The following is a 14,260-nucleotide window of genomic DNA, read 5'->3' as shown; positions in this document are numbered from 1 at the left end:
ATGATGGCCAACGATCCAACCGATCTGTCCCAGGGCGGTATGGCTTTCACCAAACTGATGCAAGCGATTGAGGGTGGGATTTATCAGCCCGGCGACCGCCTTCGTGAGGTCGAAGTCGCAGACCGGCTAGCGCTGTCCCGCACACCCGTCCGAGAGGCGCTGCGACGGCTGGAGGCCGAGAACATCATTGAACACCGCCCCCGCGTCGGTGCGGTAATCCGCAAGTTGGAACAGACAGAGGTTGTCGAGCTGTACGAGATGCGATTGGTGCTGGAACGAACAGCCGCAGAAATGGCGGCAAAACATGCCTCAGAGGCAGAGATTGATGCACTGGGTGCCTTGAACGACGAAATCGCGGCCGTCGGCGATGATGGGCCGCAGGCCGCCGCGATCAATCAGAAGTTTCATCGTGCGATCTATCTGGCGGCCCGTAATCGGTTCCTGCTTGATGCCGCGCGGGCGATGAACAACGCGCTTTTGCTGCTGGGACCGACCACACTTGCCGACGCCGAGCGCATTGCGACGGTGGTCCACCAGCATGGGAAGATCATAGATGCTATGGCCGCGGGGGATATCGACGGTGCAGGGGCCGCCGCAGAGGCGCACTTGCAGACCTCGCTGCGCTATCGCTTGAAAGTGATGCGGGGATGATAAGGATCGGGATCACGCATGTCGTCGCGGGCCTTGGTGTCTTGGCCTTTCACCTGCTGAACTTGCCCCTGCCTTGGTTGCTTGGGCCGATCACGGCTTGTTTGGTGGCAGCGCTGCTCGGCGTCCCGATGAAGGGCATCGCCGTCTTGAACAATGCCATGCGCTCGATCCTGGGTGTCGCGGTGGGCGCTACGTTTACGACTGCACTGGTCATCAGCTTGGCAGGCATGTGGACCACCCTGATCTTGGTTCCCCTCATGGTGTTCCTGATCGGGCTGATCGGGGTTCCCTATTTCCAACGGTTGTGGGGTTTCGATTTCGCCACGAGCTACTATTCCGCGATGCCGGGTGGATTGCAGGACATGCTGCTCTTTGGTGAGGAGGCAGGCGGCGACGTCAGGGCCCTTTCACTCATCCATGCGACGCGGGTCATGGTGATCGTCGCGGCCTTGCCATTCATCTTGAAAGCTTACTGGGGCGTTGACCTTAGCAATCCACCGGGTGTGCCAGCGGCAACGCTGCCGCTTTCACAACTCTTGCTGATGGTCGTAGCGGGATTGGCCGGCTGGCAAATCGCCAAGGCCATTGGGCTGTTCGGCGCGTCGATCCTGGGGCCGATGATTCTGGCGGGTATTCTGGCGCTGGCAGGGGTCTTGCAGCACCGCCCCCCGGCAGAGGCAATCTGGGCCGCGCAATTCTTTATCGGCATGACGGTGGGGACAAAATACGCCGGTGTCACCGGCAAGGAAGTGCGGCATGATGTGGCCGCGGCCCTCGGGTTCTGCGTGATCTTGTTGATCCTTGCGGCGATCTTTGTGGAAATCATCCATCTCTTCTCATTGGCTCCACCGATGGAAGCCCTGCTCGCCTTCGCGCCCGGCGGTCAGGCAGAGATGACGGTTCTGGCATTGATCGCGGGGGCCGATATGGCCTTTGTCATTGCCCACCATGTATTGCGGATCGTGACCGTGATTGTCGGCGCGCCGATTGCAGCCCGCCTGTTCAATCAGCAACCTAAGGGTTGATCACGTGAATCGGATGGCCCGCAGCGTAGGCGTTGATTTGGTCGAAGATATCGCTGAACTGCAGATCGAATTCGTCTTCTGTGACGTAGCCGATATGGGGTGTTGGCAAGACATTCGGGTGGGTCAACAAAGGGTTGGCGGTGTCCCGCAAAGGCTCTGCATCAAAGACATCGACGGCAGCATGGATGCGGCCTTTTGCGATTTCCGCCTCAAGCGCACCCGGCGCGATCAATCCAGAGCGCGACGTATTCACCAGCAAACTACGCGCGGTCATCGCGGCCAGGTCATCCGCCGTGATAACGCCCCGCGTCATCGGCTTAAGCCGGACATGCAGGCTCACAATGTCAGACGTCGCAAAAAACGCGCCCCGACTACCTGCAATGCGACGCCCATCAGCCTTGGCGCGTGCGCGTCCATCATCAGACGCCCACCATTGCACTTGCATGCCAATCGCCTCTGCATATCCTGCAACGGCCTGCGCAATACGCCCATACCCGTAAAGCCCGAGTGTCCGGCCCCGCAACGTTCGGCCCACACCGATTTGCCAGTTTCCAGCGCGGATCGACCCGACTTGCTGCGGGATTTGGCGATAGCTGGCGAGGATGAGCGCCAGCGTCATTTCAGCCGCGGCATAGGACGGTGTGTCGCTATGCATGTTCGAACAGAGCATCACGCCGTTCGCCGTGCAGGCGGGCACGTCGATATGAGGGTAAACGCTGCGTTGGCTGATCAGTTGCAGGTGCGGGAGGCGTTCAAGCAGGTCAGCCCCGATCTTCGTGCGCTCGCGAAATAAAACAAGCGCCTCGGCATCTTGAACGCGGGCGGCGAGTTTCGCAGGTTCCGGTTCGTGATCCGTCCAGATGGTAACATCATGCCCCGCGAGCTTGTCAAAACACGGCAAGCTGCGCAGCGTATCGAACCAATCGTCGAGGATGTGAACCTTCATGGTGTCCAAACTGATCCGGGTATGAACACATCGCCCCGCGCCAAAAGTCTGGCCGTGCGGACCAACCCGGCAGAGCGCAGATCAATGCCTTCTGATGTCAGTTCATAGTCCACCAAGACGTCGATTTGACCGCTGGCATGTTCCAGCGTGAGAGTCGCGGGCCGGTCATTGGAACGGGCGGCAATTCCGTCGGCCACGGTCCCGGGGGTCAACACGCAAGAGGCAAGACATTGCGCCCCGGTCACGGCCATCGTCGGATGCGTCTTCCACGGCATGAAATAGCGGGTTGCGACAGTGCCGCCCTCTTGGGCGGGGGCCAGCAAACCAAACTTGGGAGTTACCGATTTGGCAACCTCTGTGATGCCCATTGCTTCGCCGGCCTTGATGCGCACAGCCTCCATCGCCTCGAAAAATTCGACGTTTTCGTTTAGCGCCTCTGAACTCTCATAGCCCGTCAGGCCAAAGCTTTCCGCCTTGGCGATGACCATGGGCATTGCGACGTCCATGCAGGTCACGTCCACCCCGTCGAATGTATCGATCAAATTGCCGGTCGGAAGAAACGCACCAGTCGCGCCGCCAATGGTATCCATGAACTGCAGGTTCACCGGCGCGGCGGTCCCGGGCACGCCGTCGATTGCAGCATCGCCGTCATAGCGCACCTGTCCATCCGGTGTCCGAACCGTCGCGACGACCCGCGCACCGGTGTTGACCGCGCGAATATTCACTGTGGTTTGCGCTCCATCAGCCGGGATCAGCCCCATTTCGATGGCCGCAGGCCCAACGCCGGACAGGATATTCCCGCAAGTTGGTTTGAAATCAACGGTGCGGTCGTCCACGCTGACCTGCGCAAAAAAATAGTCAACATCAGCCCAGTCGTCCTCAGACCGCGACAGCATCGCGACCTTTGTCGTGACCGCGTTACCCCCGCCAAGTCCGTCAATATTCAACAGATGGCCCGACCCCACCATAGCCACCAACACATCTGCCAACACCTCGCGATTCTCTGGCAGATCCGCGCGATTCAGATAAGGCCCGCGCGACGTGCCCCCGCGCATGAACAGAAAGGGGATCGCTGTCTGGATCATGTCAGCGGCCACGGCAGATCGACGAGGTCCTGCAAAAGGCCCGGTGGGAAGTCGCGGTTCAACGTCCAGGCCATGCCGCAGATGAACGCGATGCCCGCCGCCGTGTAGGCCACGGCATATCCCCAGCTTTTGCCGGCGCGAATGCGGATGAACAGCAGCAGGAACCCGGCCAACGCAAGGATGAAACCAACTAGAGCAGAGGCGATCAGCAGGCTCGCAAACCACCCCAATGTGACCCACAAACCATGCACGTTTTCTTCTGCCTCTTCGTCTTCGCGATCTGCGAAAATCGGCGCTGTCTCGTCGGACCGCACCATCTGGACCAATAGCAATGCACAGCCAACCAAAGCGACGGTGGCCACAAAGACGGGAAAGACGCGGTCCATGCGGGCAAAGTCCGGGATGATCGCGGAGTTCCAGTAGGCGACAGCGATATAGCCAGTCACCGCCAGCAGGAAGATCAGCGGCGCGCGTTTTGATCCGGACGCAACAGCGCCCTCAGCCTGAATATTTTTTGCCTGGCGCAATCCGATCACCACCGACAACAGGGTTATGATGATCAGCACGATCACGATGGGGCTGAAGACATACTCGATGCCTTCTTCAAACCCGCGCCGGAACCGGGACGCGCCTATTTGGTAGGCTTGGTTGGTGTAGCGTTCAGCCGGGGCGGACAGTACGAACCCAATCAGGAAAGCCGGGCGCGACCAGTCGAAACGGCGCATGAGGATGCCCAGCAGACCGATACCAAAAAGCGCAACAAGGTCCCAGATTTCCTGTCGTGACTGGAACGCTGCGAAGGCGATAATCATGAACAGGAATGGGGCAAGCAAGGCAAAGCGGATTTCCGTCAGCTTGGCGATCCCACCCGAAGCGGCAATGCAGATGACCGTGCCGACGACATTGGCCAGCGCCAGCAGCCATACGATGGCATAGGTGAAATCAAGGTTGTTCTTTAGCATCGAAGGGCCAACCTCGATCGATCCGGTGCCCAGCAACGCTACGGCAGAGATGAAGATCGCCATCGAACCAGAACCGGGTATGCCGAAAAGCAAGGTCGGGACCAACCCGCCGCCTTCCTTGGCGTTGTTAGAGCTTTCAGGCCCAATCACGCCGCGCACGTCGCCAGACCCGAACCCGGATTTGTCTTTCGCGGTTTGCACTGTGTGACCATAGGCGATCCAATCCACAACTGAACCGCCAAGCCCGGGGATAACGCCCACGACCACGCCGATCAGGGAACAACGCACAGAGAGCCATTTGTTCGCCCACCAGTCCTTTACACCCTCGAGCCAGCCGCCACCCAACGGCGTGTGGTCAGAGATGGCCTTATCACGTCGCAGGAGCGCCACGATTTCAGGAATCGCAAAGATACCGAGGCCTACAATCACCAGTTTCAGACCGTCAACAAGATAAGGCATGTCATACGTGGACATCCGCAGAGCGCCGGAGCTGGCCCCTTCGCCAATCGTCCCGACAAGGATGCCGAGGCAAGCCGCAACGAGCCCCTTTAATGCGACGCGACCGGCAAGAATGCCAACCATCGACAGGCCAAAGATCGTGATCATTAGCAGTTCGGGCGTTTGGAACAGCAACACGATAGGACGCGCAGCGAGGATAAACACGGTGAGGAAAGCAGCCCCGACAAGACCACCAAACAGGGATGACGCAAAGGCCGCCGACAATGCCCGCGCTGCCTGCCCCTTCTTGGCCATCGGGAAGCCATCCAGCACCGTGGCTTGCGACGCAGACGATCCTGGTATCCCCATCAGGACAGAGGCGAAGGTATCAGAGGTCGGCACCACCGCGACCATGCCGATCATCAGGGCGAGGCCCGTGACAGGTTCCATCCCAAACATGAACGGCAGGAGGAGAGACAGCCCAGCGATGCCGCCCAGGCCGGGAAAGACCCCGATACAAAGGCCCATCACAACGCCAAGGACCAGAAAGCCCAGCACATGCGGCTGCAAGATCATCGCAAACGCTGCGTCCAGCGCAGGCAAGGCGGTCGCAAAGACCTCCATTTCGGACCCCGTTCATCAAAGTGAAAAAAGAAAATGCCCCACCCGTGACCAGCACGGATGGGGCATGGAGAAATTACTGAAGGACGACGCCGTAACGCTCGCTCAGCCAGTTAATCACAAAGTCCTTGGCCCCTTGTGGCACATCCGTAGCACTGCTCAACGCGGTCTGCGCAGCCGCACCGGTCATCTGCGGGTAAACGCCAAGACGGGCCCGACTGATTTCAGCGAAATCGTCGCGCTCCTGAATAGCTGCAAACGCCTCGGTGAAGGTCGCGATTGCTTCGTCAGGCGCGCCTGCAGCCAGGAACACCATCTTTTGGGCCGGGAAACCTGCGATGAAAAAAGCTCTCCAGGCCTCCCACTGCGCGCCTTCTGTCGCGCAACCTTCGGTGGCCTCACAGACTTCCTTGAAGGTCGGCATGTCGGGGAACGTAGGGTCCCGCACGATGTTGCCGTCATCGTCCAACGCGCCGAAAGAGAACCATGGCACGGCGGTGCCTGCTTCGACCAACGGCGTGACGCCGGACAGGTAGCTGGACGAGGTCTGATAATCGATGTTGGCTTCGCCACGCTCGAACATCAGGCGGCCGTCGCCGCGACCTTCGATCCCAAAGACGGGCTCGACCTGAAGACCCAGCATCTCCCATGCCAAAAGCGGCACAAGGTCCAGACGGGTGGCACCCTGCGAGCCGTAGATAAAGTCTTCGCCAGCCAATGGTGTCGCGTCACCGCCATCACCCAGCTGCCCGGCCAGATCAGCAGGCAGATAGGCCACACCGCCCGTGCCAGAGGCCAGAACAACGTTCCAGTCGCTGTATTCATAGCGGACACGTGGATCGCTCAGCAGGTATGGGAACTGTGTCGAACCGGACGACCCGAAGATCGTCGTGCCATCTTCGTAGGTCATTTCCTGAAACGCATTGGCGCCTTTCGTAGACCCCGCGCCGGGGTCAAACATCACCACGACCGTTGGGTTGCCGGGCAATGCCTCGGACAACAGCGGGGCATAGAAGTTGGCCCATTTGGCTGAACCGCCCGTTTCAGAGAATGGAATGATCCATTCGACCGTTTTGCCGGACAGATCAATCCTGTGACCGCCGGCTGCGGATTGTGTCGCGACCAAAGCCGTTGAAAGCGCGAGCGCGCCCAGTGTTTTCTTAAGCATGTTGTTCCTCCCAGAACTTCGGATCTTGTGACCCAAAATAGAATCAGAAGGCTTCCCTTGCCTTCTTGATATGGGCAAGTTGCAGTGACATCCTTGCGTGAACCTTGCATCCGCGAAATCTCTTGAAAGGGCTGCTTTGCGTATCGTCGTTGTCGAAGACAATATTTCTGTGGCGAAAGGTGTCCGCTACTACCTGCAAGATGCGGGCCATGCGGTGGATTTGCTGCATAATGGCGCGGAAGCGGCGGCATTCTTGCGCAATGATGATGCGGATATCGTAGTGCTTGATATTAACCTGCCCCACACCGACGGGTTGACCATCCTGCGGGGGATGCGGGCTCGGGAAGATATGCGCCCGGTGTTGCTCCTGACGGCGCAATCCGAGACAGACGACAAGATCAAAGGGCTGGATGCTGGCGCCGATGACTACCTCAGCAAACCCTTTGAGATGGAAGAATTCGGCGCGCGGATCAGAGCGTTGTCACGCCGTGTCACCGACCAACCAAAGCAGGTTGCCAAGATCGGGGAGGTGCAGTTTGATCGCACCGCCCGCACGATTGAAGGGCCGAATGGTCCGCTGGATATTCCCCGCCGCGAGATCGCTCTTTTTGAACGGCTTTGGCTGGCGGATGGGCGGGTCGTTTCGAAACAACTTTTGCTAGACAGCCTTTATGGCACAGGTGCGGATGTAGATGAGCCTGTCGTCGAGGTGTATGTGTCGCGTTTGCGCAAAAGATTGCAGCCTCACGGGGTTCAGATCATCGTAAAACGCGGGCTCGGCTACATGATGCAGGCGGTGACGTGAAGAACAGTCTATCCCTGCGTGCGCGCCTGACTATCGTCATCCTTGCACCGCTGATTGTGATTGCCATTCTGGTTGGGCTCTGGGCCTATTACGATGCCCAATCCAATGCGGCCGAGCGTTTTGACCGGTCGCTGCTTTCGACGGCGCTCGCAATTTCGCGAGACACGGCGGTCACAGGTGGCGATGCGCTGAGCGAGGAAACCCGCGACCTTCTGCGCGATACGTCCGGCGGTGCAGTTTTCTACCATGTTTATGCGCCAGATGGCGTATTCGTCACTGGCTACGCAACACCGCCGGTCCCACCGGAACACGTGGCGGATGATGCCCCGCAAACTTACTACGATGCGGTCTATCATGATGCCCCAGTGCGGGCGTTGCGGTTCTCGCAAAGCACCTCGATCGATGGGCTGACGGGGCTGTTTACTTTTACGGTCTGGCAAAGGACCGCGGTGCGTAATGGCTTTGTGCAGACACGGACGCGGCCAGTCTTTCTGATCATCGCATCGCTGATCGGCGCGCTGGCCATCATCGTTTGGTTCGGGGTCGCGCGTGGTCTTGCCCCCTTGATAGATCTGGAAGACGCCATTGCCCGCCGCTCCGCCTCTGATCTTACACCTATCAAGCGGCGCATCCCGCAAGAGGTGACGGGCATCGTCGGGCGGTTCAATGATCTTGTTGGCGAACTATCGCGAACCATGGAGGCCAAAAATGCCTTCATTTCTGATGCCGCGCACCAATTGCGCAATCCAATCGCAGGCGTGCTAAGCCTCGCGGAATCTGTGGCCAATGCAAAAACGCTCGCTGTATCCAAAGAGCGATCTGAAGATCTGCTGGAAGCAGCGCGTGACGCGGGCCAGTTGGCCAACAACCTATTGACCCTGGAACGAGCACAGGCAAGGTTGCCGCAAGACAGCAAACAACGGTTTGCGCCCTTGCCTATCCTTCAGGAGGTTTCCAACAAAGCCGCAACGCTCGCCCAAGAACAAGGCATTGCGTTTCAGCCAGTATTGGCCTGCGGAAATATCAGCCTCTATGGCGATCCAGTGATGTTTGAGCAGGCAGTTCTCAATATCATCAACAACGCGATGGTTCATGGCGGGACACATTTGAAGAAGATTGCGCTAACTGCCCACCGGGTCGCGGATAGGTTGGAGGTGTCAGTATCTGACGACGGCAAAGGGATCGCACCAAAGGACTTTGACCGCGCGCGGGGGCGCTTCAGCCAGGTCGGACCTAGCGCAGGATCAGGCTTGGGTTTACCAATCACCGCCGCAGTTGCAGAGGCCTTTGGCGGGCGCATAGAATTGCGCAATGAGAATAGGCGCTTTTCTGTCACAATGATGTTGCCGCATACGTGATCCGATTGGGGCCTATTGGGTCGGCAGGCCAACACCCGCGTGCTGGTTCATTAAACCTTTTGAAGCGGGCTGGTTGGGCCGCACAACCCAACGCGGATTCTCTGATTGTCGGGGCGAAGGCGACCCGGTTCCGACCCGCTGAGGCTAGGGTCTGAAACCCATTAGTCTTACGTTAAGTAACCAAAATTTATGGCCCGAAAAGCCGAGCGGTGAGATTTCTGATCGTGCTGGCTGACAGACGCGCAGATGGCGCGTTGGTGCCTTGCTTTCGCAAATCCCACGGCAGGCCCAGGACGATCACCACCCTATGCCGTCAGGATTTATTCTCAAAAATCGCTATGGCTCGCGGTAGCGGAGCTGATGCGCTGATGATCAATGCCGTGTCGTATTCCTGTCCGCCTGTGCTCTCGCCGACGCCGTCAAGTTCTGACTATGAATCCCGACCCTGATGACCCAGACCCAGCGTCTTGTCGCGCAGCCAAGCCATAAAGGCGCGTGGGTCTTTGACCCGTTCGCGGACATCATCCGACGAGATGACCTCGCCCACGACAGGGGCCTGGGGTTTGTCCAGCGAATGCACGATTTCATGCAACAGCAATCCCTGGCGCAGGGTCGCTGAAAGCCGGTTGGCAATCTGGTACCAGCGCGAATTGGACCCCTGAAAATAGACGGGCAACACCTGTGCGCCGGACGTGCGGATCATCTTGGCGGTAAAGACGTTCCATTCCTGCTCGATCGCGGGGCCAAACATGGTCTCGGAACTGGCGACAACGCCCGATGGAAACAGCGCCACAAGGCCACCCTGTTTCAGGTGTTCCATCGCCTTGGCGCGCATTTCGATCATCTTTTTCTGCGCGTCTTCTTCGTGCGGAAAGGGCACCGGAATCATATAGCTGGCGGCACTTTCGTCGATCCCTGTCAGCAGGGATCGTGTAAGAATGCGATAATCGTTGCGCACACGTCCGACCAGATCGGCCAAAATCATCCCGTCAACAAGGCCGTGCGGGTGGTTGGCAACCAGCACGACGGGGCCCGTCTTTGGGATGCGGGCCAGTTGTTCGGGCGGGGTCAGCAGATCGACACCCATCACATCAAGGGTGGCGCGCCAAAACGCCTGCCCTGTCGGCGTGCCGCGCCTTTCAAAGGTGCGGATGCGGCGCAGGATCGTTATTTTGCCGGTGAACCATTCGATTGTGCGAATGATGTTGCGACGCCAGGGATTATCAAAGGTGTTGGAATAGGTCAGCGTACGACGGTCATATATGCGCTGCGTATCATCGGGTTTCACGATGGGCTGCGCGCCGGAATTCCGTGTCGTCGTATCGGTCAACGCGGGCTCCTCCCTGACGGCCTGAGGGCAATCGCTTGCCAGTTGCAGCTTGAAATGCCCTAGTCGCCTTCGCCAAACCTGTCAGCCACAAGGGCCTCAATGGCATCGGCAAGCGCTTGGGCATCTGTGCCTTTGGTCTCGACTTCAATAAAGGTTCCGATTGAGGCTGCCAACATCAAAAGCCCCATGATGCTGTCGCCCGCAGCACTTAGCCCATCCTTTGACACGCTTGCCTCGGCGTCGAATTGCTCAACCACTTCGACCAGCTTTGCCGAAGCGCGGGCATGCAAGCCCTTGATGTTCTCGATTTTCAGCGTGCGGGTGACGGTCATCTTGGCCTCAATTTTGGTCAACAGAATGGCTGTCTATGTATTTACGGCCAGCGTCAAGCGCAGCAGCCACGGCATCAGGCACCGATTTATTGCGGCTTTTTGCCAATTTCACCAGCATTGGCAGGTTCGCGCCATAAAGAATACGGCGGTTTTCCGGGCTACAGGCGCGCAGCGACAGATTGGATGGCGAGCCGCCGAACATATCTGTCACGATCACAACACCATCACCGACTTCAACCGCGTCGGCGGCATCGCAAATCTCGTTTTGCTTGGCGGCGCGGTCATCGTCGGGCTGGATCGCAATGGCGATAATACCAGATTGTTTGCCGACCACGTGTTCGACAGCAGCGAGGTATTCCATCGCCAACCCACCATGCGCCACGATCACGATCCCGATCACGCAGTTTGCCCCTGTGCCTGTGCCGCCGATGTCCCAATCGCGCGGCGTTCAATCTCCCGATGGCGTTTAGATACTTGCCATCCCGCTTGTGCAAGGGTTTGGGCAAATCTTTCCGCTACGGCAACGGATCGATGTTGCCCGCCGGTGCAACCAAAACCGATCGAAAGATGCGATTTCCCTTCGGCCTTATAGGCGGGGATCAGCAGGGTGGCCATATTTTCGATCTGCTCGGTGAAGGCTGCGAAATTCGGGTCGGCCTGCACATACTCGGCGACGGCACTGTCGCGCCCGTCAAGCGCGCGCAGCGCCGGGTCCCAATGCGGATTGCGCAAAAAGCGACAGTCCATCACGATATCAAGCCCTCGAGGCAGCCCGCGTTTATAGGAGAACGACTGTACGGATACCGCAAGGTTCGGGCTGTCCTTGGGGACGAACCACATCTCGATTTCGGCACGCAACTCATGGGGGGTCAGGCCGGTCGTGTTGATCAGCACATCGGCGCGTGCGCGGATCGGCAGCAACAGCTCCAGTTCTTCATGGATACCCTCAAGCGGTGTTGTCGTGGGGGTCAGCGGATGGCGGCGGCGCGTTTCCGAATAACGCTGCACCAGCACATCCTCGGAACAGTCAAGAAACAGCAGTTGAAATGCCACATGCACATCTTCGGCCAGGGCGCGAGTCATATCCAGAAATCCATCGACACTGAAATCACGGTTACGCACGTCGACGACCACGGCAAGCGGATGATCATGAGGCGGACCATCAAGCAAACGGGGCAGCAAGGACAACGGCAGGTTGTCAATCACCTCGTGGCCCGCATCCTCGAGGGCGCGCATCGCCGTTGAACGGCCCGCTCCAGACGGGCCGGTCACAAGGACGACCCTGTGTGGTGACGGCTCGGTCTGGATGTCAGGCGGTTGATCGGTCATTTAGCTGTGGCGCCCGTGTCTGAGTATCTGCAAGATTGCCGCGCCAAAATGATCGTAAGGGGCGCGGTGAAGCAAGGGGATCGCGTGCCCCATCACATTGACGCTGCGTAACGGGGGGAGCCGTTCTATTTCCGTAGTGCCCAGATCTATGCACAGATGCAGGGCCGCTTGCGTCGCGGCGGCGTTCAGAATGCCCACGCCCCGTGCTTCGATCAGGCCGTGAATGGTAGCAACGGCGCTTGCGGTCAGCGTATCACCGGTGTTGCGCAGAAGCGTGCGATCATCGGCGACAAGGTCCGCGCCCAGCGCCATCAAGTGCAGCGCGAGGGCCGATTTTCCGCTGCCCGAGGGGCCGCAGATCAGCACGCCGCGCCCTTGGACGGAGACGCAGGAAGCGTGGATATTCAGGGTGCCATCGGGGCTATCAGGAAAGGCGAGTGGCACGCGCCGCTCAGACCGGAAGGCCGACCACAAATCGCGCGCCAAGCGGTTCCGATGTGATATCCATCTCGGTGGGGCGGATATTCTCAGCCCAGATCACGCCGCCGTGCGCTTCGACGATCTGCTTGGAAATCGCAAGGCCAAGGCCGGAGTTATTGCCAAACTGCCCTTCAGGGCGTTCCGAATAGAACCGTTTGAATACCTTGGTCAGCGCCTCGTCGGGGATGCCGGGGCCTGTGTCTTCGACAACGACAAGCACGCGGTTTTCGCGCTTGCGGGCCCAGACGCGGATCGCATCGCCATCTTCGCAGAACGATGTGGCATTGGTAATCAGGTTGACGAAAACCTGCGCCAACCGCCCTTCAAGGCCATGCACGATGATCGGCTTGTCAGGCAGGTCCGAGATAAAGTCGATGCCCTTCTGTGCCGCCTGTTCCCCAAGAAATTCGCTAAGGTTCGTCAGCATCTTGATCAGATCAAAGGGTTCTTCTTCCTCTTTCACCAACTCGCTATCCAGGCGCGAGGCGTTGGAAATATCGCTGACAAGGCGGTCAAGGCGGCGCACATCGTGTTCGATCACTTGCAGCAGACGTTCGCGCTGATCGTCACGTTTCGCGACCCGCATTGTGCCCACGGCTGAGCGCAGACTGGCCAGCGGGTTCTTGATTTCATGGGCGACATCGGCGGCAAACTGTTCGTTGCCTTCAATCCGTTCAAACAGGGCAGCGACCATGCCACGCAATGCGCCTGACAATCGCCCGATTTCATCAGGCCGAGCTGTGAGGTCAGGGATGCGAATGCGGTTGGGTGACATTTTTCGCGCGTTGCGATCACGGCCCAGCTCGGCGGCGGCGGCCAAATCCGACAGCGGATTAGCTATGGTCGAGGCCAGAACAAGCGACAGACCGATCGACACGAGGCTGCCAATCACGAACATCTGCAAAAGCTGTTCGCGTTCGCGCCGCACAAGTCCGTCGATTTCGCCCGCAGCACTGGTCAAGGCGACAACGCCAACGGCCCTGCTGCCCTGCATGATCGGGGTCGCGACGGCAAAGATCGTGCCACCAGTTGCGTCGGTGTGGGTCTGCACTTTGGGTGCGCCACCCATCGCGTCGGCAACAAGGGCGCGCGCATGGCCTTCGGTATCCACGGCGACCGGTTCGGCAGGTTCGGGGGCAAGCAGACCTGCGATCCCTTCCCAGACAGTATTCAGGAAATCGGTGATCAGCGTGCCGCCGGAATCATACGCAAGCCCGTCGATCGGTTGCGCCTGACCGCTGGTCAGACCCGCGGATTCTGCAACAAGCGTTTCAGAGGGATCGAAAACATAGACGTTGATACCACCCCGCAGATCAAGCCCGTCAAGGGTGGTCACCGCGTCGATCCCATCGCCGGTAATCAGATTTACAGGCGCACCGGCGGGCAACTGTGCCTCGAACACATCGGCAATCAATTCCGCCTCGTTCACCAGACCGCTGGCGCGTTGAAATGCCAGATTGTCGCGTGACGGGTTCAGATAAAGCACACCTGCGACCAGCACAATCAACGCCAGCAGGTTAAAGGTGATGATCTTGCGTGCCAAAGGCGAACGGTTCAGGCGCACCAAACCGCGGCGGCGGCGGCGGTCGGCCATATCCTTGTCGGCGGCGGCATCGGGTGACACCCAGTCTTCGCCCAGCACAACCCGTTGTTCCACATCCCCACCTGACCCGGCCGCAGAGCGGACCGCGTTCAGATCATGGATGTCGATTTTCGGGGCTACGGTCATC

Annotated in this window: 14 protein-coding genes; 4 read left to right on the top strand and 10 right to left on the bottom strand. The window is 59.0% G+C overall.

The annotated features are described in order from the left end of the window. Together FTO60_RS01430 and FTO60_RS01425 are read left to right on the top strand one after the other, a co-directional pair. The gene (locus FTO60_RS01430) at positions 1-651 is read left to right on the top strand and encodes a GntR family transcriptional regulator (RefSeq protein ID WP_148054297.1); all 651 of its coding nucleotides are present in this window, start codon (positions 1-3) and stop codon (positions 649-651) included. After that, positions 648-1,676, top strand: a complete 1,029-nt coding sequence (locus FTO60_RS01425; RefSeq protein WP_148054296.1) for an AbrB family transcriptional regulator — start codon at positions 648-650, stop codon at positions 1,674-1,676. The genes FTO60_RS01430 and FTO60_RS01425 overlap by 4 nt, the downstream gene beginning before the upstream one ends. Here FTO60_RS01425 and FTO60_RS01420 read toward each other — a convergent pair. The 4 genes from FTO60_RS01420 to FTO60_RS01405 form a co-directional block, all read right to left on the bottom strand. After that, positions 1,666-2,622, bottom strand: a complete 957-nt coding sequence (locus FTO60_RS01420) for a D-2-hydroxyacid dehydrogenase family protein (protein WP_148054295.1) — start codon at positions 2,620-2,622, stop codon at positions 1,666-1,668. The genes FTO60_RS01425 and FTO60_RS01420 overlap by 11 nt on opposite strands. Further along, positions 2,619-3,707: a 4-oxalomesaconate tautomerase gene (locus FTO60_RS01415; protein WP_148054294.1), complete on the bottom strand. Its 1,089-nt coding sequence runs from the start codon at positions 3,705-3,707 to the stop codon at positions 2,619-2,621. The genes FTO60_RS01420 and FTO60_RS01415 overlap by 4 nt, the downstream gene beginning before the upstream one ends. Further along, positions 3,704-5,731: a tripartite tricarboxylate transporter permease gene (locus tag FTO60_RS01410; protein WP_148054293.1), complete on the bottom strand. Its 2,028-nt coding sequence runs from the start codon at positions 5,729-5,731 to the stop codon at positions 3,704-3,706. Before FTO60_RS01410 ends, FTO60_RS01415 begins: the two co-directional genes overlap by 4 nt. Positions 5,732-5,804: 73 nt before the next feature. Next, positions 5,805-6,896 (bottom strand): tricarboxylate transporter, encoded by a 1,092-nt coding sequence (locus tag FTO60_RS01405; RefSeq protein ID WP_148054292.1) that lies wholly within the window; start codon positions 6,894-6,896, stop codon positions 5,805-5,807. 97 nt (positions 6,897-6,993) lie between these two features. Between FTO60_RS01405 and FTO60_RS01400 the strand changes: the two genes are divergently transcribed. Next, complete coding sequence (locus tag FTO60_RS01400) at positions 6,994-7,701, top strand: response regulator transcription factor (protein ID WP_254696856.1); 708 nt, start codon at positions 6,994-6,996, stop codon at positions 7,699-7,701. After that, positions 7,698-9,059 carry a sensor histidine kinase gene (locus FTO60_RS01395; protein ID WP_172623771.1) on the top strand — a complete coding sequence of 454 codons (1,362 nt, stop codon included), beginning with the start codon at positions 7,698-7,700 and terminating at the stop codon, positions 9,057-9,059. Before FTO60_RS01400 ends, FTO60_RS01395 begins: the two co-directional genes overlap by 4 nt. 430 nt (positions 9,060-9,489) lie before the next feature. On the opposite strand, the gene FTO60_RS01385 is transcribed toward FTO60_RS01395, so the two are convergent. The 6 genes from FTO60_RS01385 to FTO60_RS01360 form a co-directional block, all read right to left on the bottom strand. After that, entirely contained in the window at positions 9,490-10,350 is an 861-nt protein-coding gene (locus tag FTO60_RS01385) for a lysophospholipid acyltransferase family protein (RefSeq protein WP_148057005.1), read from the bottom strand. A 98-nt stretch (positions 10,351-10,448) separates the two neighbouring features. After that, positions 10,449-10,721: an HPr family phosphocarrier protein gene (locus FTO60_RS01380; protein ID WP_148057004.1), complete on the bottom strand. Its 273-nt coding sequence runs from the start codon at positions 10,719-10,721 to the stop codon at positions 10,449-10,451. 7 nt (positions 10,722-10,728) lie between these two features. Beyond that, positions 10,729-11,121 (bottom strand): PTS sugar transporter subunit IIA, encoded by a 393-nt coding sequence (locus FTO60_RS01375; RefSeq protein ID WP_148054290.1) that lies wholly within the window; start codon positions 11,119-11,121, stop codon positions 10,729-10,731. After that, complete coding sequence (gene rapZ, locus FTO60_RS01370) at positions 11,118-12,050, bottom strand: RNase adapter RapZ (protein WP_148054289.1); 933 nt, start codon at positions 12,048-12,050, stop codon at positions 11,118-11,120. Before rapZ ends, FTO60_RS01375 begins: the two co-directional genes overlap by 4 nt. Further along, complete coding sequence (locus FTO60_RS01365) at positions 12,051-12,494, bottom strand: HPr kinase/phosphorylase (protein ID WP_254696855.1); 444 nt, start codon at positions 12,492-12,494, stop codon at positions 12,051-12,053. A gap of 7 nt (positions 12,495-12,501) precedes the next feature. After that, on the bottom strand, positions 12,502-14,259 hold the full coding sequence (locus FTO60_RS01360) for a sensor histidine kinase (RefSeq protein ID WP_148054288.1): 1,758 nt from the start codon (positions 14,257-14,259) through the stop codon (positions 12,502-12,504). Between the last annotated feature and the right edge of the window lies 1 nt (position 14,260).

The organism is Octadecabacter sp. SW4 (assembly GCF_008065155.1).
GTDB lineage: Bacteria > Pseudomonadota > Alphaproteobacteria > Rhodobacterales > Rhodobacteraceae > SW4.
This window is presented reverse-complemented; position numbering and strand designations above follow the sequence as displayed.

Bases quoted from the DNA above. Each gene is read 5' to 3' on its own strand.
- FTO60_RS01430 (WP_148054297.1), top strand. From the start codon at position 1: ATGATGGCCAACGATCCAACCGATCTGTCCCAGGGCGGTATGGCTTTC.
- FTO60_RS01425 (WP_148054296.1), top strand. From the start codon at position 648: ATGATAAGGATCGGGATCACGCATGTCGTCGCGGGCCTTGGTGTCTTG.
- FTO60_RS01420 (WP_148054295.1), bottom strand. From the start codon at position 2,622: ATGAAGGTTCACATCCTCGACGATTGGTTCGATACGCTGCGCAGCTTG.
- FTO60_RS01415 (WP_148054294.1), bottom strand. From the start codon at position 3,707: ATGATCCAGACAGCGATCCCCTTTCTGTTCATGCGCGGGGGCACGTCG.
- FTO60_RS01410 (WP_148054293.1), bottom strand. From the start codon at position 5,731: ATGGAGGTCTTTGCGACCGCCTTGCCTGCGCTGGACGCAGCGTTTGCG.
- FTO60_RS01405 (WP_148054292.1), bottom strand. From the start codon at position 6,896: ATGCTTAAGAAAACACTGGGCGCGCTCGCGCTTTCAACGGCTTTGGTC.
- FTO60_RS01380 (WP_148057004.1), bottom strand. From the start codon at position 10,721: ATGACCGTCACCCGCACGCTGAAAATCGAGAACATCAAGGGCTTGCAT.
- rapZ (WP_148054289.1), bottom strand. From the start codon at position 12,050: ATGACCGATCAACCGCCTGACATCCAGACCGAGCCGTCACCACACAGG.
- FTO60_RS01360 (WP_148054288.1), bottom strand. From the start codon at position 14,259: ATGACCGTAGCCCCGAAAATCGACATCCATGATCTGAACGCGGTCCGC.